This window comes from Rhodovulum visakhapatnamense (genome assembly GCF_004365965.1).
Taxonomy (GTDB): Bacteria; Pseudomonadota; Alphaproteobacteria; order Rhodobacterales; family Rhodobacteraceae; genus Rhodovulum; species Rhodovulum visakhapatnamense.
On the sequence record NZ_SOEB01000001.1, the window covers coordinates 330,342 to 348,600 of the forward strand.

The following is an 18,259-nucleotide window of genomic DNA, read 5'->3' on the forward strand; positions in this document are numbered from 1 at the left end:
GCCGCGCGTTTTAAGCGTATGCTTTGAAATGTTTAAGGGCGATTCTCATACCCCGAGATGGCGCCGCAGGAGATCGGGGTCGGTCCGCAGCCGCGCGGCGTCGGCCTCGGCCCGGACGGCGCCGGTCTCGAGGATCACCGCCCGGTCGGCCGTGGCCAGAACGGCGTCGAGCCGCTGTTCGACCAGCAGGATCGCGACGCCTTCGTCGCGCAGCCTGAGCACGGTGTCGCGGATCAGCGCGATCATCGAGGGCTGAAGCCCCTCGGTCGGCTCGTCCAGCAACAGGACCCGTGGGGCGAGGCACAGCGCCCGCGCGGTGGCCAGCATCTGCTGTTCGCCCCCCGACAGGGTTCCGGCCCGCTGGCCCATCCGGTCGGCAAGCCGCGGGAACATCGCCAGCACCCGGTCGCGCACCTCGGGCGGGCTTTTGCGGCAGCGCATCCCGATCTCGAGGTTCTGCGCGACCGTCAGATCCGCGAAGAGACGTCGCCCCTGCGGGATATAGCCGATGCCCCGGCGCGGCACCTCATGGGCCGGCAGCCTGCCGATATCCTCGCCGTCCAGAAGCACCTGGCCACCCGACAGCGGCAGAAGCCCCATGATCGCCTTCATCGCCGTGGTCTTGCCTGCGCCGTTCCGGCCCAGAAGGCAGGTGATCTCGCCCGGCCGGACGGTCAGGCTGAGCCCGCGCAGCACCCGGACCGGCCCGTAGCCCGCCGCGATGTTCCTGACCTCAAGCATCGGCCGAGCGTCCCAGATAGGCGGCCTGCACCCGCGCATCGGCCCGGATCGCGGCGGGTGCGCCCTCGGCCAGCACGACCCCCGCATCGAGCACGGTGATGCGGTCGGCCAGGTCCATCACGACGCCCATGTTATGCTCGATCAGCAGGATCGCGGTCTCGCCCGCAAGGGCGCGGACCAGCGCCTTGAAGGTCTCGATCTCGGGCTCGGACAAGCCTTGCGTCGGTTCGTCGAGGATGAGAACGCGCGGCGCTTGCGCGAGCCCCATCGCCAGTTCCAGCAGGCGCTGATGGCCATAGCTCAGATCGCCCGCCGCGCTGTCGTCGCGCCCGGTCAGGCCGACCCGGCCCAGCGTCCGGGCGACCTCGGCGGCAACGGCGGCGCGGTCGCGGCCGAACCGGCGGCGGGCGGCCAGCGCCACGTTCTCGGCGACCGGAAGCCGGGCGAAGACCGAGGTGATCTGGAAGGTATAGGCCAGCCCAAGCCGCACCCGGGCATGGGCGGGCAGCCGGGTGATGTCCTGGCCGTCGAAGACGATACGTCCCGACGAGGGCGCGACACGGCCGATCAGCATCGACACGAAGGTGGTCTTGCCTGCGCCATTCGGCCCGATCAGCGCCCGGACCTCGCCGGGGCCGAGGTCCAGATCGACCTCATGGACGGCGCGCAGCCCGCCGAAGCTGCGCGAGAGCGCCCGGGTCGACAGAAGCGCGCTCATGGCAGGCCCCGCCACCAGCGGCGCCGGATCTCGCCCGCCAGCCCCTGCGGGGCGAACAGCGTCAACAGAACCAGCGCCACGCCCGCGATCAGCATGTAGGCGGGCGTCAGCCCCGAGGCGAGGTCGATCAGGTAGAACATGAAGAGCGTGCCGAGAAACGGCCCGATCACCGTGCCCGCGCCGCCCAGCAGGACCCAGAGCAACGGAAAGATCGAATAGTGCGTTTCGGCGAAGCTGGCCCCGGCATAGCCGAAGAAAAGCCCGTAGGCCGCGCCCGCCGCCCCCGAGACCGTGCCCGACAGCACGACCGCGCCCAGCTTGTGGCGGAAGGTGTCATAGCCCAGAAGCTCGGCCCGGTCCTCGTTCTCGCGGATCGCGACCAGCACCCGGCCCATCGGCTGGCGGACCAGCCAGAGCGTACCGAAAAGGACGGCCGAGAACAGCGCAAGCGCCGCCAGATAGCGGGTCTGCGGGTCGGAGAGGTCGAGCCCCAGCAGAACCCGGTCGGCCTGCGGGATCACCACGCCCTCGTCGCCCCGGGTCCAGCGCCCCGCGAGAAGGATCGTCAGCCAGGCGGCCTGCGCGAACATCAGCGTCACGATCATGAAGGCGACGCCCCTGGTGCGCAGCGCCAGGAGCCCCACGCCCAGCGACAGGACCGCCGCGGCACCGATGCCGGTCAGAAGCGCAGGCCCCGCGCCAAGGCCCAGATGCGTCATCGGCATCGCAAGCCCGTACATGCCCGCGGCAAAGAACATCGCGTGGCCGAGGCTGAGCAGCCCGGTATAGCCGAAGAGGATGTTGTAGCCCATCGCATAGGTCGCCAGCACCATCACCCGGGCGACGGTGCCATGGCTGTAGGCGGGCAGCAGGAAGTTCAGTGCAAAAAGGACCGCGATCAGCCCCAGATGCAGCCCGATGATGCGCCCGCCCCTCATCGCGCGGCCTTGCCCCTCAGGCCCTCGGGCCGGAACACCAGTACCAGCGCCACCAGCAGCGTGGCGAGGATCTTGGCCAGCGTCGGCGAGAAGAAGACCGAGACGATGCCGTCGGACAGCCCGATCAGCAGCGCCGCGATCACCGTGCCGCCAAGGCTGCCGAGCCCGCCGATGATGACCACGATGAAGGACAGCAGAAGCGCGTCGCCCCCCATCAGGTAATGCGCCTGCTGGATCGGCACGATCAGCACGCCCGCAAGGGCGGCCAGTGCCGCCCCCAGCCCGAAAACCCCGGCATAGACCCGTTCGACCGGAATGCCGAAGGCCTGCGCGGTCTCGCGGTCCAACTGGGTCGCGCGCATCACCAGCCCGATCCCGGTCCTGGTCATCAGCGCCCAGAGCCCGGCCAGCACCGCCGCCGCGGCCCCCATCACGAAAAGCTTGTAGGAGGTGATCGACAGCCCCCAGGGCCAGATCAGCCTAGGTCCCTCCGGGCCGAACGCGACCCAGGGCAGCGCGAGGCGGTCGTTGAAGGGCGGCGCCACCGGGCGCGCCTCGGGGCCATAGGTCATCAGCGCGGCCTGCTGCAGGATGTACAGCAGCCCGATGGTGGCGACGATGGTCCGTTCGGGGTCGTAGCCCACGCGCTTGAGCACCGTCAGGTCGGCCGCGACCGCCAGCGCCCCGGCGATGACCGGCGCCAGCAGGACTGCCGCGACAAAGCCGAAGGCCCCGCCCCCCAGAGCCGAGGACACCGCCGAGGACACCGCCCAGGCCAGCACCGCGCCCAGCATGAAGAACTGGCCATGGGCGACATTGACGACGCGCATCACCCCGAAGACGAGGCTGAGCCCCGAGGCCATCAGCGCCAGCACCGCGGCGGTGACCGCGCCCTCCAGCACGGCAAGCATCAGATGTGGGCCGAATTCCATGCGCGCTCCGGAACGGGAGGGGGCCGGGTGAAGACCCCGGACCCTTGAGGACTGGAAAAGCGCGCGCCGGCGCCCGGTCGCGGGCCCCGGCGCGCGCAACGACCCCTGCCTAGAGCGATTGCGTCGTGTAGTCGACCTCGTCGGGATAGAACCCGGCCTCGATCGGGGTTTCCGCCTGCACGACCAGCCGCCCGTTCTCGACCTTCGAGATGTATTGCGGCCCGAAGACCTGGTGCGTCCGACCGTTGAAGAGCTTGGCGCCCTGCGGATGTTCGTTCGACAGCGGCATCTCGGTCATCGCCTCGACCGCCTCGACCAGCGCCGCGCGGTCGTCGGGGCCGCGGTAGCCGCAGGCCTCCATCCCGGCCTTGATGACGTAAAGCGTCTCCCAGCAGCCGAACATGTGGGCATAGGCCGAGACATCGGACGGATCGGCGGCCAGCGCGCCGTTCTCGTCGATGCCGATGGCCGCGCGGTAATGGCGGTCGAACTCGGTCTGGTCGGGCTGGACGTAGCGGGGCATGCCCTCCCAGAAATAGGTGCCTTCCAGGAAGTCGAGCCCCGGGCTTTGCAGATCGACCGACTCGAGGCTGTCGATGAAGCCGAAGATCTCGGGCCGCGACGGACCGAAGAATTCGCCCATCTCCTTGACGAAGGTCAGGACCGAGGGGCCGACCATGACATGGTAGATCACCTCGGTCTCGCGCGGGATCTTGGCGAAATACTTGGTGAAGGAGGTTTCGGTGGGCGGGATCGCCAGCTTTGCCACCACCTCGCCGCCCTGGGCCTCGATCGCCTCGCTGAAGAAGTCGCGATGGTCATGGCCGAAGGCGTAGTCGGGGAAGATCATCGTGACCTTGCGCCCGAGATTTTCGCGCACGAAGGGGGCCATCGCCAGCACCTGGCTTTTGACATCGGTGATGCCGGGCTGCAGGGTCCAGCGGTTGAGCGCACCCGAGGCCACGTGATGGCCTTCGGAGACCACGAAATAGGGCAGCTTCAGCTCGCCCGCACGGGGCGCCGAACCCATCACCACATGGCTGAAAAGCGTGCCATAGCCGACATCGCAGCGGTGCAGGCTGGCGAATTTCTCGACCACCTCGGCGCCGCGCTTGGGATCGGTGCCGTCATCCTCGGTGACCAGCTCGACCGGCCGACCGTTGATGCCGCCCGCCTCGTTGATCAGCCGCAGCGCGGCCCGGGTGGTGCGGTCGTACCAGCGGCCATAGGCAGCGCCGATGCCGGTCGCATGCATCTGGAACCCGATCCGGATCGGCGCGGCGCTTTCGGCCCCGGCATAGCGCGCCCAGAGCGGCAGGCTCGCGGTGCCGGCAGCGGCGGCGGCGAGCGTCTTGATCGCGGAGCGGCGGGCGGGGCTCCGGGGGGCTGCATCGGTCTTGGTCACGGGCATGGCTCTTTCCATGGGAACGGTCATTGCCGGTTCAGTCTGGGGACGGCATGTGCGTTTGTCTACGCCATTGGGACAATTCGCCTCAGCTCGATCGGCGGGTGCAGGCCGCCCCGCGCCCGGGCCGAAAGGCCGCCACCCGGACCGGGGCGCCTGCCCGTTTGCACCGGCTGCGACCGGGCACGAAGCCCGTCGGGCGAAACGCGTGAAGGACCCGCATTTCAAAGGCCTGTCGGATCTTGCGACGATCGGTCGGATTTTCTTGATTTGCTCCTGCGACGCTGCGGCATTTTCGGGTATGCTTTCCCCAACGTCAGTCTCCATGCGGGGGTCGGGCGGTGTCACTCCATTTCACGAACCCGGGATGCTCACGAAATCAGAATATGCACCCGCATCGGGACCAGCGGCAGAGGGGACCAGCCGGATGACTCAGTCTGAACCCGTTTGCCTCGTCGTCGAGGACACAGCTTTCGACCGGATGATCATGGAGCGGAAGCTTGCCGCCTATGGCAAGTCGATTCAGGTGCGCTTTGCCGCCACCCTCGCCGAGGCACGGCGCTGCCTCGACAAGGAGCCGATCTCGATCATCTTCCTCGACAATTCCCTTCCGGACGGGAAAGGTGCGAATTTCGCACTCGAACTGTCCGCCCATCGCAGCTGGAGCCGAATCCCCGTGGTCATGGTCAGCGACTGGCCCTCGCCCTTCATGCGCGCCAAGGCCAAGGCGGCCAATGTCGTCGCGATCTGGACGAAGACGGAATTCACGACCCTGACCGTCGCCGAGGTGCTGCGCTCGCGCGGTCTGATGGTCTAGCTCTCCGGTCCGGGACGCCACGCCGCGGCTGTGCGCCCCCCTGCCCTGTCGGATGGCGCGAAAGCTCCGGGTCACCGTCAGGTCCGGCGTCCCGCGCCCGCCTCCCCAGGCCGGGCCGGAAGGACGTCCCCGAAAACCGGCGAAAAGAGTGCCTTCAACCTGCGCTTCGGTCATTGCGTCCTCTGCGGGGCCACGCTAAAAGACCCGACGACGCACCCGTAGCTCAGCTGGATAGAGTGTCGCCCTCCGAAGGCGAAGGTCACAGGTTCGAATCCTGTCGGGTGCGCCAGACGCCATTTGTTACATTTCGGAATTTGGCGATACGCCCCGCCAGCAACCACCTGGCATAGCAGCCTGTTCTCATTGGCTCCGGGCCTCAAGCCGGTCTTTCAGGGCCTCCGGGATCAGCCTGATGTTCCCGCGCTTGAAGGACGTGATGGCGGCCCCGGCCTCTTTCAGCCAGCGATGGAGGGTCGGTCGGCTCACGCCGAACATCGCCCCCTGCATCCCTCGCTCGGACGTGGATCGGTCGCTGGGTGCGCTCAGTCATCGCTTCGCCCCGGCATCCCGTCCCGCGTCCTGCCGTCGAGCATTCTGCCCGCGGTACGCTTGCCGACGCGGCGCATGACATGGACCCTATCACCATGAAAACCGCAAAGCCTCCTGCCAGGGTCTCCTGCCAGGTCGAGCCACCGCGATTTGCCACGGTCCACATCGTTTTGCTGTAGTCGACGCGAAAGTCTGGGGCGTCTCGCTCTCGATCGGGTGCCGCTTCCCATTCACCCCACTGCCTGAGAAAGAAGGCCGCGCCCGCCGCCTGCCATAGGCGTCGCGGTTGCGGACCGCGACGGAGCGCCTCCCGGCGCGATCCACGTCGCGGGGGCGCTGTCGGGATGGACGCCCGAGGCCTTCCTGCGCCATGCCGCACCGGTGGCGACCGAAGCCGCCCGGGCCATCAACGGCAGCCTCCAGCGGAACGCCCTGCAGCCCATCCCGGACCGTCTTGCGGACGCGAGGTCCCGGCGACCGCTCTGCCCAGCCATCCGCCTCGGCACCAGCGCCTGGAACGCCGCTGCCGGGGATCTGGCATTCGCGTCAGGCCTTGCGGATCACCCATTCGACACAGGCGCTTGGGACCGACTTCGTTCCGTCGCCCGCGCCACGCGATGCCGACGGCGGGCGAGGGCGAGGGTCGCCTTGCCATTTCCTGCGACCAGATCGAGAACGCGCGCCCGGGGGCAGGACCCTGCTCGATGCGGATCGCCGGCGGCGGCGGCGACGCATCCAGCGGGGGAGCGGGTCCGGCCTTCGCGGCGATGGACCCGCGGGGAAGCCGCGTGACGGCGCCCCCGCGGCCAAAGCGGCGCCGCGCCAGCCGGCCCCGGTCCGGCGGAAGGATCAGGTTCCCGCCCGGGGACCGGATCGAGCCCGGGCCCGCTGGCAAGACTGCGCCGGGCGTTGGTGGGCAGAGACATCACATCGCCGGGGCCTGCCGTGCAGACCTGACCGTTTTCAAGCCCGACGCGCATCGCGGCTTCGGTGACGATGTGATCCGCGATCGCGTGTTTCGGCCCCTCCGTGAACGGGCGGCAACCGGTCGGCGAGATCCGGGCGAGGATCGCCCCGGGCGCGGTCGGAGCGCCTTTCGGAAAGACGCCGTCCGCGAGATCGGCGGATCGGACAATCGCCGTCGGCGGATCGGATCCCATGCCTGCGGCTGCACCGGTCTGACCCCTCACCCCAGCGCTTTCCGACCTGCCGCGATGCCCCGCATCGGATGGCGTGGGACTGTCGCAGGACGCCGCAGCGGCCCCGGCGCCGCCTTGCCCCGGCGTGCTCCCGCTGGCGTGAGGCGCCTGTACCGGCCTAGCTGCGTCGGCCGCGCGGGCCGCCCCGACGGCGGGCGGAGGGTTCCTCGGCAAGGCCTGCGCGCAGCACGGCCGTCATCGGATGGTCGGGCGCATCGGGGCCGTATTCGGCCAGAAGCCTGCGCAGCGCGCGGCTTGTGTCGACCGTCTCGGGCAGCCCCAGCGCCCAGTCAAGAAAGATCGAGCGGCATTCCGAGGGGCCGATGCCCTCGATCCGGTAGGCTTCCCGGATCAGCCCGCGCGGGTCGGCCAGTTCAATCCGCATCCCCGTCCTCCTGCGGGCTGCGCCCGATCACCGCCTCGATCACCCTGGCCGCCGCAGCGCGCCGGTCGTCCAGCAGGGCCGCAAGCGCCCCGGCATCGGCCAGCCCCGTGCCCCGCAACAGGAAGGCCCGTCCGCTTTCGCCAAGGCTGCAAGGGTCGAGCGGCAGATCCGCGATCAGCTTGGCCGCGCCCTGCACCTGGCGCTGCAGCCGGTAGGAGGCAATCAGCGTCTGCGCCTCGGGGGCCTCGAGCCAGCCCGCATCGACCCCGGCATCGAGCTGGTCGGGCACCGAGGTCGCGGGGTGGGCGGCGATCAGCGCCGCGGCCGAGGCGATCAGTTCGATATCCTGGCCCCGGCCCGGCCCCTGCTTGCCGTCCCAGGCCGATTTCGCGGGCTTGGCCTCGGCCAGCCGCCGCCGCATGTCGACAACGCCCGCCACGGTGCGCGCCACATCGGCCTTGTCGCGCAGCAGCGCCTGACGAAATGCCTCGACCTCGGCGCCAAGCGCGCTGTCGCCCGCCACCGGCCGCGCGCGGGTCAGCGCCAGATGTTCCCAGGTCCAGGCCTCGTCGCGCTGATAGCTGCGAAAGCTCTGCAGCGAGGTCGCGACCGGCCCCTGATTGCCCGAGGGCCTGAGCCGCATGTCGACCTCGTAAAGCCGGCCCTCGGCCATCGGCGCGGTCAGCGCCGTCACCAGCGCTTGGGTCAGCTTGGCGTAATAGGCGCGCGAGGCCAGCGGGCGGCGGCCGTCCGAGGCCTCGACCCCGTCGGCATCGTAGATCACGATCAGGTCGAGATCGGACCGCGAGGTCAGCGCCCCTGCCCCCAGCGACCCCATGCCCAACACCGTGGCTCCCTTGCCGGGCGGCGCGCCATGCTTGGCGGCGAACTGCGCGACGACCTTCGGCCAGAGCGCGGCCAGAACCGCCTCGGCCAGATCGGCATATTCGGCGCCCGCGGTCTCGGCATCGATCAGGCCGCGCAGGAAATGGACCCCGATCCGGAAATGCCATTCCTTGGCCCAGGCCCGCGCGGCATCGAGCTGGGCCTCGTAATCGCCCAGCGTTCCGAGCCGGTCGGCCAGCGCCCCGGTCAGCGCCGCGCGTCCCGGCCAGGCCTCGAAGAAACTGCCGCCGATGACCGCGTCCAGCACCCGGGCGTTGCGCGACAGGTACTGCGCCAGTTCCGGCGAGACGCTGGTGATGTCGATCAAGAGGTCGATCAGATGCGGGTTGGCCTCGAACAGCGAGAACAGCTGCACCCCCGCTGGCAGGCCCGCGAGAAACCCGTCGAAGGCGGCGAAGGCCTCGTCGGGGCGCGGCGCCTTGGTCAGGCGCGAGAAGAGATCGGGTTTCAGCCGGTGGAAGATCTCGCGCGCCCGCGCGGTGCGCAGGCAGGGATAGCCGGGCCAGCGTTCGACGATCCCGGCCGCGGTCTCCGGGATCTCGGGCAGATCCTCGGCGGGCTTTCCGGGGGCGAAGAAGCCTTCGGTCAGGCCCGCGACCCGGCGCAGCCGCGCGGCCAGCGCGTCGCGCCAGGGCCCGGTCTCGGCCGCGCCGCAGAACCGCGCGATCCGCTCGATCCCTTCGGGCGAATTCGGCAGCAGATGGGTCTGGGCGTCGTTGACCATCTGCAGCCGGTGTTCGACCTCGCGATGGGCGCGGTAGTCCTCGCTCAGCGTCCCGGCGATCTCGCGCGGGACCCAGCCCTTGTCGGCCAGCCGCGCCAGCCCCTCGACCGTGCCCCGGGCCCGCAAGTCCGGGTCGCGCCCGCCCGCGATGATCTGCCGGGTCTGGGTAAAGAACTCGATCTCGCGGATGCCGCCCTGCCCCAGCTTCATGTCATGGCCTTCAAGGCACAGCGCCCCATGCAGGCCCTTGTGACTGCGGATCCTCAGCCGCATGTCATGGGCGTCCTGGATCGCCGCGAAATCGAGATGCTTGCGCCAGACGAAGGGTCTCAGCCGGTCGAGATAGGCCCAGCCGGCCTGAATATCGCCCGCGCAGGGCCGTGCCTTGATATGGGCCGCGCGTTCCCAGGTGCGCCCGAGCGCCTCGTAATAGCGTTCGGCCGCCTCCATCGACAGACAGACCGGCGTGACCGAGGCGTCGGGCCTCAGCCGCAGGTCGGTGCGGAAGACATAGCCCTCGCCCGTGGCCTCGGACAGGATCGCGGTCATCCGCCGGGTGATCTTGACGAAGGCGCTGCGCACCTCGTGGAAATCGGCCTCTTCGAACCGGTCCTGATCGAACAGGCAGATCAGGTCGATGTCTGACGAATAGTTCAGCTCATGCGCGCCCTGCTTGCCCATGGCCAGCGCCACCATGCCGCCCGCCGTCCCGGCATCGGCCTCGGTCAGACCTGGCAGCTTGCCGCGCGCGATCTCGGCCGCGACCAGCCGCCTTATCGTCACATCGACGCAAAGATCGGCGAAATCGGTCAGCGCGCCCGTCACCGCCTCGAGCGGCCAGAGCCCGCCCAGATCGGACAGCGCGATCAACAGCGCCGCGCGGCGCTTGGCCTGGCGCAGCCCGGGCTTGAGCGCGTCGAGCGTGAGGCCCCGGACCTCGTCCAAGAGCGCCGCGAAGACCGGTTCGGGCGTGCCCGCCAGCAGGTCCTCCAGCCAGTCGGCCTCGCGCGTCATCAGCCCCCAGAGATAGGGGCTGCACCCGGCCGTGCCCTCCAGCAGGGCGCGGATCTCGGGCGGCTGGGCGGCGAAGCGGTCGGCCGCCTCGGCGGCGCGGTCGGGCTCGTAGGCAAGGGGCGCGCGGGTCAGTCGGGATGCGAAGCTCATGGCCGAGTGATGCCGCGCGCGGGCGGCCCGGTCAACGGGGGTTGCACCGGGCGGCGGCGGTGCCGATAGTCCGCGCCGACCGAAGGAGGACGCGATGTCGAAAAGCCTGAACCGGGTGCGCGCGGCGCTGGAAGCGGCGGGGCTGCCCGCGGACATCCGCGAGCTGGGCCAGACCCGCACCGCCGAAGAGGCCGCGGCGGCGGTCGGCTGCGACCTCGACCAGATCGCCAAGTCGATCATCTTCCGGGGCGAGGACAGCGGCACCGCGATCCTGTTCCTGACCGCGGGCGGAAACCGGGTGTCGGACGCCAAGGCCTCGGCGCTGGCGGGCGAGCCGCTGGGCAAGGCCGATGCCGCGCTGATCCGCGCCCAGACCGGCTTTGCCATCGGCGGCGTCGCCCCGGTCGGCCATCTGACCCCGATCCGCGCCTTCCTCGACCCGCGCCTGCTCGAGTTCCAGACCGTCTGGGCCGCCGCCGGAACGCCCCGTCATGTCTTCCCGCTCGACCCCCATGTCCTGCCCGGGCTGACCGGCGCCGAGGCGGCCGACTTCACGCTTTAGGCGCTGCGACGCCGGATCATCGGCCCCGTGGCGAACAGCCGCTTGCGGGAGCCTGCCTTTCCGGCTGACACTCGTGCCGAGGACCGGGCGGAAGGGGGACCCATGGGCATCACGGCACCCGATTTCACCATCGGCATCGAGGAGGAATACCTGCTGGTGGACCGCGAGACCTGCGCGCTGGCGCAGGCGCCGAAAGGGCTGATGGAGGCCTGCGCCGCCGATCTGGGCGATCAGGTGACCCCGGAATTCCTGCAATGCCAGATCGAGGTCGGCACCCGGGTCTGCCGCACCGTGGCCGAGGCCCGCGAGGACCTCAGGCGGCTGCGCGCGACGGTGGCGCATCACGCCGCAAGCTACGGGCTGGCCCCGATCGCGGCCTCCTGCCATCCCTCGGCCGACTGGCTGGACCAGCATCATACCGACAAGGACCGCTATAACGATCTGGACCGGGCGCTGGCGGCGGTGGCGCGGCGGATGCTGATCTGCGGCATGCATGTGCATGTGGGCATCCCCGATCCCGACCAGCGCATCGACCTGATGGCGCAGTTTTCCTATTTCCTGCCGCATCTGCTGGCGATGTCGACCTCGTCGCCGTTCTGGAAGGGGGTCGATACCGGGCTCGCCTCCTACCGGCTGACGGTGTTCGACAACCTGCCCCGGACCGGGCTGCCGCCGCGCTTCGAAAGCTGGTCCGATTACGACCGCTCGGTCGGGGCGCTGACCCGGCTGGGGCTGATCGAGGACGCCACCAAGATCTGGTGGGACCTGCGCCCCTCGGCCCGGTTTCCGACGCTGGAGACCCGGATCTGCGACATGTGCCCCCGGCTCGATCACACGCTGTCGCTGGCCGCGCTGATCCAGTGCACGCTGAGGATGCTGTGGCGGCTTGCGGGCGAGAACCTGCGCTGGAGGGTCTATGAGCGCTTTCTGGTGGGCGAGAACCGCTGGCGGGCGCAGCGCTATGGCGTGTCCGAGGGGCTGGTCGATTTCGGCCGCAAGGAACTGGTGCCCTTTGCCGACCTGCTGGAAGAGCTGATCCAGCTGGTCGAGGCCGATGCCGCGGTGCTGGGCTGTCTCGACGAGGTGAATGCCGCGCGCGATGTCATTGCCCATGGCACCAGCGCCGAACGCCAGCGCGCGACCCACAAGGCGGCGCTCGCCGCGGGCCTCGACCGCGAGGGCGCGATGCGCGCCGTTGTCCAGGGGCTGATCGAGGAATTCGGCGCCGATCTCTGAGCGCATGCCGTGAAACGCCAGACGGGCACCCCTGACGGCGCCCGCCCGGGAATACGGCGCGCAGAAGACCGTAATGATCGATGCGACCTGTCTGAAGGCGCACCGCACAGCGACCAGCATGGCCGCGAAAAAGGGGTGTGTGCCCGCCTGATCGGGCGGAGGTCGAAGATCAGAAAACGATCCGGGGGATCGTTTTCCCGAGAACGGGCGGGCTGAACTCCACACTGCACGTCCTGGCCGATGCGAAGGGTCGCCCGATCCTGTTCCACTTGGCGGGCCGGACCTCGGACGCCATCGGGCGCGGGCGCTGCCGTCTTTCATCCCGCAGGCCGGGACGCTGCGCGGTGACCGGGGCTAAGATGCCGACTGGGTCCGCAACGCCCTGATCGACATGGGCATTTTGCCGTGTATCGCCTCCCGCATCGGTCGCAAGGTTCCGATCCCGCACGCCGCGAACCTCTGCCGCCTGCGCCACGGGATCGAGACCATGTTCGCTCGCCTGCAGGACTGGCGGCGCATCGCCACCCGCTGCGACCGCTGGCCAATCCTGTTCCTCTCGGCCTGCGCCCTGGCCGCGACCGCCATCTATCGGGTGTGAGACCTGACTCTGGCGGCTGCGAAATGGACGCCAAGGAAATCTCTGGCGCAGACGCTTGCATGACCCCCTCCCCGGTCGCTAACTAAACGGGTGTTCATTTCTTTCGCGACGGGGGAGCGGCGATCATGGATTTTGCGCTGAGCGAGGAACAGACGGCGATCTTTGACATGGCCTGCGATTTCGGCGCGGACCATGTCGCGCCCCATGCCCGGAAGTGGGAGGCCGAGGGCACGATCCCGAAGACGCTCTGGCCCGAGCTGGGCGCGCTGGGCTTCGGCGGGCTCTATGTCCGCGAAAGCTCTGGCGGCGCGGGGCTTTCCCGGCTGGACGCAACGCTGGTCTTCGAGGCGCTCAGCACGGCCTGTCCGGCGGTCGCGGCCTTCCTGTCGATCCACAACATGTGCGCCAAGATGATCGACGCCTTCGGGTCGGACGAGATGCGCGCGCGGGTGCTGCCCGAGGCGCTGTCGATGCAAACGGTGCTGTCTTACTGCCTGACCGAACCGGGCTCGGGCTCGGACGCCGCGGCGCTGAAGACCCGCGCGGTGCGCAGCACCGACGGCTGGGCGCTGACCGGCACCAAGGCCTTCATTTCGGGCGGCGGCTATTCCGACGCCTATGTCGTCATGGCCCGCACCGGCGAGGCCGGGCCGAAGGGCATTTCGGCCTTTCTGGTCGAGGACGGGCGGCCGGGGCTGTCTTTCGGCGGGCTCGAGGACAAGATGGGCTGGCGCGCCCAGCCGACCCGGCAGGTGCAGTTCGACAATTGCACCATTCCCGCGGCCAACCTGCTGGGCGAGGAGGGCAAGGGGTTTCGCTATGCCATGGCCGGGCTCGACGGCGGGCGGCTGAACATCGCGGCCTGTTCGCTGGGCGCGGCGCAGGCGGCGCTTGATGCGACGCTGGCCTATATGGGCGACCGGCAGGCCTTCGGGCAAAGCCTCGACCGGTTCCAGGCCCTGCAGTTCCGCCTGGCCGACATGGAGATCGAGCTGCAGGCCGCGCGCACCTTCCTGCGTCAGGCGGCCTGGAAGCTCGACCAGGGCGCGCCGGATGCCACCAAGTTCTGCGCCATGGCCAAGGCCTTCGTGACCGAGACCGGATCGAAGGTCGCCGATGCCTGCCTGCAACTGCATGGCGGCTACGGCTATCTGGCCGATTACGGCATCGAGAAGATCGTGCGCGACCTGCGCGTGCACCAGATCCTCGAGGGCACCAACGAGATCATGCGCCTGATCGTGGCGCGCCAGCTGCTGGAGGCGCGCGGATGAGCGAGATCGAGATCCGGAAAGAGGGCCGGATCGGCCGCATCACCCTGACCCGGCCGAAGGCGCTGAACGCGCTTGGCTACGACATGTGCCTGGCGATCGAGGCCGCGCTCGATGCCTGGGCGCCCGATCCCGAGGTCCGGATGATCCTGATCGACGCCGAGGGCGACAAGGCCTTCTGCGCGGGCGGCGACATCGCGGTGATGTACGAGACCGGCACCAAGGGCGATTACGCCTATGGCCAGACGTTCTGGCGCGACGAATACCGGATGAACGCCAAGCTCTTCGAGTTTCCCAAGCCCGTGGTCAGCCTGATGCAGGGCTTCGTGATGGGGGGCGGCGTCGGCGTCGGCTGTCACGGCTCGCACCGCGTGGTGGGCGAAAGCTCGCAGGTCGCCATGCCCGAATGCGGCATCGGCCTCGTCCCCGATGTCGGCGGCTCGCTGATCCTGGCCCGCGCGCCGGGGCGGATCGGCGAATATCTGGGCGTGACCGGCCGCCGGATGGGCCCGGCCGATGCGATCTTCGCGGGCTTTGCCGATTACTTCATCCCCGAGGCCGACTGGCCCGCGCTGACCGGGGCACTGGTCGAAACCGGCGACTGGGAGGCCGTCGACCGCGCGGCCCGGACCCCGCCGCCCGGCGAGCTGGCCGCGCTGCAACCCCGGATCGACGCGCTTTTCGCGGGCGAGCGGTTGCTGGACATCGCCAATGCGCTGACGGCCGACGGGTCCGACTTTGCGCTGTCGACGCTGAAGGTGATGGAACGCAACAGCCCGCTGGCCATGGCCTGCGCCATCGAGATGCAGCACCGGCTGAAGGGGTCGGACGACATCCGCCGGGCGCTGGCGCTGGAATACCGCTTTACCTATCGCGCGCCGGAGCATTCGGATTTCCTTGAAGGCATCCGTGCGGCCATCATCGACAAGGACCGCAGGCCGCGCTGGAAACATGCGGGGCTGGAGGCTGTGCCCGGCGCCGATGTGGCGCGCATGCTGATGCCGCTGGGCGAACACGGGCTGAAACTGGAGGAGGAACTGCAATGAAGATCGGGTTCATCGGGCTCGGCAACATGGGGGCGCCTATGGCGGCGAACCTCGTTCAGGCGGGCCATGAGGTGACGGGCTTCGACCTGACAGCCCCTGCCCCCGAGGGCGTCGCCATGGCCGAAAGCGCCGCCGCCGCCGCGACCGGCCGCGAGGTCGTCATCACCATGCTGCCGAACGGGCAGATCCTGCGCGCCGTCGCGGCCGAGATCCTGCCCGCGATGGCGTCGGGCGCGGTGCTGCTGGACTGTTCGACCGTCGATGTCGACAGCGCGCGGGCCGTGGCGGCCGAGGCCGGGGCAGCCGGGTTGATGGCCGTCGATGCGCCGGTCTCGGGGGGCGTCGGCGGCGCGACGGCGGGCACGCTGACCTTCATGGCGGGCGGCAGCGACGCGGCCTTCGCGACGGTGCGGCCGCTGTTCGACATCATGGGCCAGAAGGCGGTCCATTGCGGCCCCTCGGGCAACGGGCAGGCCGCCAAGATCTGCAACAACATGATCCTCGGCGTCACCATGATCGCGACCTGCGAGGCGTTCGCGCTGGCCGACAAGCTGGGGCTGGAGCGCGACAAGATGTTCGATGTGGTCTCGACCTCGTCGGGCTACAGCTGGTCCATGAACGCCTATTGCCCCGCCCCCGGGATCGGCCCGGCAAGCCCCGCCGATAACGGCTACAAGCCCGGCTTTGCCGCCGATCTGATGCTGAAGGACCTGCGCCTGTCGCAGCAGGCGGCCGAAGCCGCCGATGCCGACACGCCGATGGGCGCCCGCGCGACCGAGCTTTACGCAGCCTTCGTCGAGGCCGAGGACGGCGCCGGGCGCGATTTTTCGGCGATGCTGCCCCGCTTCGAGAAACGCGGCCGCGGATGAGCTGGCTTGCGCGCGCCGAGGGCCTCGCGGGCATCGAGCCGGGCATCGCCGCCCGGCTCGGGACGCTGCCGGTCAGTCCCCTGCCGAAGGGCAAGGTGCTGTTCTGCCCCGGCGAGGCGGCGCGCGGCTTCACCATCCTTCTGACCGGCCGGGTCGAGGTCTTTCTGATCGGTCCCACGGGCCGCGAGATCCTGCTTTACGCCATCGAGCCGGGGCAATCCTGCGTGCAGTCGACGCTGGGGCTTCTGGGCGGCGAGGACTATACCGGCGAGGCGGTCGCGGCCACCGGCTGCGAGGCGGTGCTGGTGCCGAAGGACATCTTCCTTGCGCTGATGGACGACAGCCCGGTCTTTCGCCGCTTCGTCTTCGGCGCCTTCGCGCAGCGGCTGCAATCGGTGATGGCGCTGCTGGAACGGGTGGCCTTCCAGAAGGTCGAAAGCCGCCTTGCCGCCGATCTGCTGGACCGCGCGGCGGATGGCGCGGTCCACGCCACCCATCAGGAGATCGCAACCCGGATCGGCACCGCGCGCGAGGTCGTCTCGCGCCGGCTCGACGCGCTGGCCCGGGCGGGGATGGTGCGGCTTGACCGTGGCTGCGTCACCATCGAGGACGCTGCGGGTCTGGCCCGGCTTGCCGCCGCCGACGGGGCCCGGTGATCCGTCAGACGTCTGGCGGCTGGGTGACACAGTCACAGACGGGCCGGGCGGGCCGGGGCAAACTGGGGCCATCCTGTCCGGGGCTGCCGGACGAGTCGGACCCACCCATCGGAGGACCCATCCATGACCACGCAATCCCTGCTTTCGAAGAATGTCGGCGGCATCGACCGCATCCTGCGCATCGTCATCGGCGCGCTGATGGTGATCGCCGCGCTGCTGGGCTACAGCAACTGGCTGCTGATCGGTATCGTGCCGCTTGCCACGGGGCTGATGTCGACCTGTCCGCTCTATTCGCTGATCGGGCTGAACACCTGCAAGAAAGACTGACAGGCCCGCAAAGACGACAGCGGCAGGGCGCCGGAGCGCCCTGCCCTTTGCCAGTCCGGTAGCGGTTCGGCGCCGAAGCGGCCGGAGTTTTGGGCACCGCTTTGACCCGTCTGCCCGCGCGGGTGTCTTGTCCCGAGACATAACCGGAGACCCCGCAGGCGTCCGATCCTGCTGGCGGCCCCGGCCGCCTTCGCCCTGGCCCGTGCCGTCGCCACCGCCTTGCCGGGGCATTGCACGCCGGGCCTCGCCAAGAAAAGCCCGACCTGCGTTCCCCATGGTCAGGCCCGCAAGGGCGCCGAGCCTGGCCATGGCATCGTTGCGGGTTCTCCGGTCGACGGTCGCTATCGCCATCTCGCCGATCCGCGCCGCCACCGGCTCGACCCGCAGGGCAGCTATTGCGTGCGCGACGACGGCTGGGTCGTGCGCGTCGATCCCGAGACCCGCAAGGCGCTGAACCTGATCGGCGCCACCGACGCTCTGGTCAACTGACCCCTGCCGTCCGACCTGTCGGCGGAAACCGGCGCATCGCCCAAGACCCGCCGACGGAGCCGGAACCGGGCGCCGTACCGTCCCCGGAACGCCGATCATGGAGGACAAGATGCGACTTCTGACGACCGGGCTCGCGGCGACGATCACCCTGACCGCCGGGCTGAGCCTGGCACAGGCCCAGCCGCAGGGCTGCCCGCCCGGGCAAGCGATGAAGACCGGTCAGTGCGCCCAGGACCAACCGCGGGGCCAACCGCGGGGCCAGCAGCCGCCCGGAAAGGGCGAACCGCAGGCCGGGGCACAGCAACAGACGGTTCCCGGCGGCCAGCCGCCCGGTCCGGGCAAACCGAACGCCAAGCCCCAGCAGGGCCAGCCGGCACCGCAAGGCAAGATGCAGATCGGCGGATCGCCCGCCATGGGCCAACCCGGCCCGCGCCCGGCCCAGGGCGCCGGGGACCCCGGACAAGCGCCGCAGGGCGGCGAGATCCGTCCGGCGCCGATGCCGCAGGGCGTGGCGGTCGGCCGTCATGTGCCGAAGGACTTCCGGCCGATGCCGCATCCCGAACGCCACGGGCTCGACCCGAACGCGCGCTACTATACCCGCAATGACGGGATCGTGCTGAAGGTGAACCCCGACACGCTGGCGGTGCTGGGCGTCGTCGGCATGATCGCCGCGATGTCGAACTGACCCATGCCCCGCGCGCCCGTCCGGTGGCGCGCGGGGCAAGGCGCG

The 18,259-nt window shown here is 69.8% G+C and carries 18 protein-coding genes and 1 tRNA gene; 11 read left to right on the forward strand and 8 right to left on the reverse strand.

What is annotated here, in order from left to right; genetic code table 11:
* Window positions 1-45 precede the first annotated feature (45 nt).
* The 5 genes from EV657_RS01545 to EV657_RS01565 all read right to left on the reverse strand — a co-directional run bounded on the left by EV657_RS01545 (window position 46) and on the right by EV657_RS01565 (window position 4,740).
* Window positions 46-741 carry an ABC transporter ATP-binding protein gene (locus EV657_RS01545; protein ID WP_113669638.1) on the reverse strand — a complete coding sequence of 232 codons (696 nt, stop codon included), beginning with the start codon at window positions 739-741 and terminating at the stop codon, window positions 46-48.
* The gene (locus EV657_RS01550) at window positions 734-1,459 is read right to left on the reverse strand and encodes an ABC transporter ATP-binding protein (protein ID WP_113669639.1); all 726 of its coding nucleotides are present in this window, start codon (window positions 1,457-1,459) and stop codon (window positions 734-736) included. The genes EV657_RS01545 and EV657_RS01550 overlap by 8 nt, the downstream gene beginning before the upstream one ends.
* On the reverse strand, window positions 1,456-2,397 hold the full coding sequence (locus tag EV657_RS01555; RefSeq protein WP_134076913.1) for a branched-chain amino acid ABC transporter permease: 942 nt from the start codon (window positions 2,395-2,397) through the stop codon (window positions 1,456-1,458). Before EV657_RS01555 ends, EV657_RS01550 begins: the two co-directional genes overlap by 4 nt.
* Window positions 2,394-3,329 carry a branched-chain amino acid ABC transporter permease gene (locus EV657_RS01560; RefSeq protein WP_134076914.1) on the reverse strand — a complete coding sequence of 312 codons (936 nt, stop codon included), beginning with the start codon at window positions 3,327-3,329 and terminating at the stop codon, window positions 2,394-2,396. The genes EV657_RS01555 and EV657_RS01560 overlap by 4 nt, the downstream gene beginning before the upstream one ends.
* 109 nt (window positions 3,330-3,438) lie before the next feature.
* The gene (locus EV657_RS01565) at window positions 3,439-4,740 is read right to left on the reverse strand and encodes an ABC transporter substrate-binding protein (protein WP_134076915.1); all 1,302 of its coding nucleotides are present in this window, start codon (window positions 4,738-4,740) and stop codon (window positions 3,439-3,441) included.
* Between the two features lie 421 nt (window positions 4,741-5,161).
* On the opposite strand from EV657_RS01565, the gene EV657_RS01570 reads away from it, so the two are divergent.
* Window positions 5,162-5,551, forward strand: a complete 390-nt coding sequence (locus tag EV657_RS01570) for a response regulator (RefSeq protein WP_134076916.1) — start codon at window positions 5,162-5,164, stop codon at window positions 5,549-5,551.
* Between the two features lie 212 nt (window positions 5,552-5,763).
* A tRNA-Arg gene (locus EV657_RS01575) sits at window positions 5,764-5,840 on the forward strand.
* A 71-nt stretch (window positions 5,841-5,911) separates the two neighbouring features.
* Here the strand turns inward: EV657_RS01575 and EV657_RS22460 are convergent.
* The 3 genes from EV657_RS22460 to EV657_RS01590 form a co-directional block, all read right to left on the reverse strand.
* Window positions 5,912-6,037, reverse strand: a complete 126-nt coding sequence (locus EV657_RS22460) for a hypothetical protein (RefSeq protein ID WP_256359771.1) — start codon at window positions 6,035-6,037, stop codon at window positions 5,912-5,914.
* A gap of 1,380 nt (window positions 6,038-7,417) precedes the next feature.
* On the reverse strand, window positions 7,418-7,684 hold the full coding sequence (locus tag EV657_RS01585; RefSeq protein ID WP_075786335.1) for a hypothetical protein: 267 nt from the start codon (window positions 7,682-7,684) through the stop codon (window positions 7,418-7,420).
* Window positions 7,674-10,478: a [protein-PII] uridylyltransferase family protein gene (locus EV657_RS01590; RefSeq protein WP_134076917.1), complete on the reverse strand. Its 2,805-nt coding sequence runs from the start codon at window positions 10,476-10,478 to the stop codon at window positions 7,674-7,676. Before EV657_RS01590 ends, EV657_RS01585 begins: the two co-directional genes overlap by 11 nt.
* A 94-nt stretch (window positions 10,479-10,572) precedes the next feature.
* On the opposite strand from EV657_RS01590, the gene EV657_RS01595 reads away from it, so the two are divergent.
* The 9 genes from EV657_RS01595 (at window position 10,573) to EV657_RS01635 (ending at window position 18,214) form a co-directional block, all read left to right on the forward strand.
* Complete coding sequence (locus EV657_RS01595) at window positions 10,573-11,040, forward strand: YbaK/EbsC family protein (RefSeq protein WP_134076918.1); 468 nt, start codon at window positions 10,573-10,575, stop codon at window positions 11,038-11,040.
* Between the two features lie 108 nt (window positions 11,041-11,148).
* On the forward strand, window positions 11,149-12,276 hold the full coding sequence (locus EV657_RS01600; RefSeq protein ID WP_113669910.1) for a carboxylate-amine ligase: 1,128 nt from the start codon (window positions 11,149-11,151) through the stop codon (window positions 12,274-12,276).
* 723 nt (window positions 12,277-12,999) lie between these two features.
* Window positions 13,000-14,145, forward strand: a complete 1,146-nt coding sequence (locus EV657_RS01605; RefSeq protein WP_075786331.1) for an acyl-CoA dehydrogenase family protein — start codon at window positions 13,000-13,002, stop codon at window positions 14,143-14,145.
* Complete coding sequence (locus EV657_RS01610; protein WP_134076919.1) at window positions 14,142-15,188, forward strand: enoyl-CoA hydratase/isomerase family protein; 1,047 nt, start codon at window positions 14,142-14,144, stop codon at window positions 15,186-15,188. Before EV657_RS01605 ends, EV657_RS01610 begins: the two co-directional genes overlap by 4 nt.
* The gene (mmsB, locus tag EV657_RS01615) at window positions 15,185-16,057 is read left to right on the forward strand and encodes a 3-hydroxyisobutyrate dehydrogenase (protein ID WP_134076920.1); all 873 of its coding nucleotides are present in this window, start codon (window positions 15,185-15,187) and stop codon (window positions 16,055-16,057) included. The genes EV657_RS01610 and mmsB overlap by 4 nt, the downstream gene beginning before the upstream one ends.
* Complete coding sequence (locus EV657_RS01620; protein ID WP_134076921.1) at window positions 16,054-16,713, forward strand: Crp/Fnr family transcriptional regulator; 660 nt, start codon at window positions 16,054-16,056, stop codon at window positions 16,711-16,713. Before mmsB ends, EV657_RS01620 begins: the two co-directional genes overlap by 4 nt.
* A gap of 138 nt (window positions 16,714-16,851) precedes the next feature.
* The gene (locus EV657_RS01625; RefSeq protein ID WP_165828126.1) at window positions 16,852-17,040 is read left to right on the forward strand and encodes a YgaP family membrane protein; all 189 of its coding nucleotides are present in this window, start codon (window positions 16,852-16,854) and stop codon (window positions 17,038-17,040) included.
* Between the two features lie 219 nt (window positions 17,041-17,259).
* A complete protein-coding gene (locus EV657_RS01630) occupies window positions 17,260-17,529 on the forward strand; it encodes an excinuclease ABC subunit A (RefSeq protein ID WP_134076922.1) in 270 nt (89 codons plus the stop codon).
* A gap of 109 nt (window positions 17,530-17,638) precedes the next feature.
* Window positions 17,639-18,214, forward strand: a complete 576-nt coding sequence (locus tag EV657_RS01635) for a hypothetical protein (RefSeq protein WP_134076923.1) — start codon at window positions 17,639-17,641, stop codon at window positions 18,212-18,214.
* Window positions 18,215-18,259: the final 45 nt, after the last annotated feature.

Bases quoted from the DNA above. Each gene is read 5' to 3' on its own strand.
- EV657_RS01565 (WP_134076915.1), bottom strand. From the start codon at position 4,740: ATGCCCGTGACCAAGACCGATGCAGCCCCCCGGAGCCCCGCCCGCCGC.
- EV657_RS01560 (WP_134076914.1), bottom strand. From the start codon at position 3,329: ATGGAATTCGGCCCACATCTGATGCTTGCCGTGCTGGAGGGCGCGGTC.
- EV657_RS01545 (WP_113669638.1), bottom strand. From the start codon at position 741: ATGCTTGAGGTCAGGAACATCGCGGCGGGCTACGGGCCGGTCCGGGTG.
- EV657_RS01550 (WP_113669639.1), bottom strand. From the start codon at position 1,459: ATGAGCGCGCTTCTGTCGACCCGGGCGCTCTCGCGCAGCTTCGGCGGG.
- EV657_RS01595 (WP_134076918.1), top strand. From the start codon at position 10,573: ATGTCGAAAAGCCTGAACCGGGTGCGCGCGGCGCTGGAAGCGGCGGGG.
- EV657_RS01590 (WP_134076917.1), bottom strand. From the start codon at position 10,478: ATGAGCTTCGCATCCCGACTGACCCGCGCGCCCCTTGCCTACGAGCCC.
- EV657_RS01635 (WP_134076923.1), top strand. From the start codon at position 17,639: ATGCGACTTCTGACGACCGGGCTCGCGGCGACGATCACCCTGACCGCC.
- EV657_RS01570 (WP_134076916.1), top strand. From the start codon at position 5,162: ATGACTCAGTCTGAACCCGTTTGCCTCGTCGTCGAGGACACAGCTTTC.
- mmsB (WP_134076920.1), top strand. From the start codon at position 15,185: ATGAAGATCGGGTTCATCGGGCTCGGCAACATGGGGGCGCCTATGGCG.
- EV657_RS01555 (WP_134076913.1), bottom strand. From the start codon at position 2,397: ATGAGGGGCGGGCGCATCATCGGGCTGCATCTGGGGCTGATCGCGGTC.
- EV657_RS01605 (WP_075786331.1), top strand. From the start codon at position 13,000: ATGGATTTTGCGCTGAGCGAGGAACAGACGGCGATCTTTGACATGGCC.
- EV657_RS01610 (WP_134076919.1), top strand. From the start codon at position 14,142: ATGAGCGAGATCGAGATCCGGAAAGAGGGCCGGATCGGCCGCATCACC.
- EV657_RS01620 (WP_134076921.1), top strand. From the start codon at position 16,054: ATGAGCTGGCTTGCGCGCGCCGAGGGCCTCGCGGGCATCGAGCCGGGC.
- EV657_RS01585 (WP_075786335.1), bottom strand. From the start codon at position 7,684: ATGCGGATTGAACTGGCCGACCCGCGCGGGCTGATCCGGGAAGCCTAC.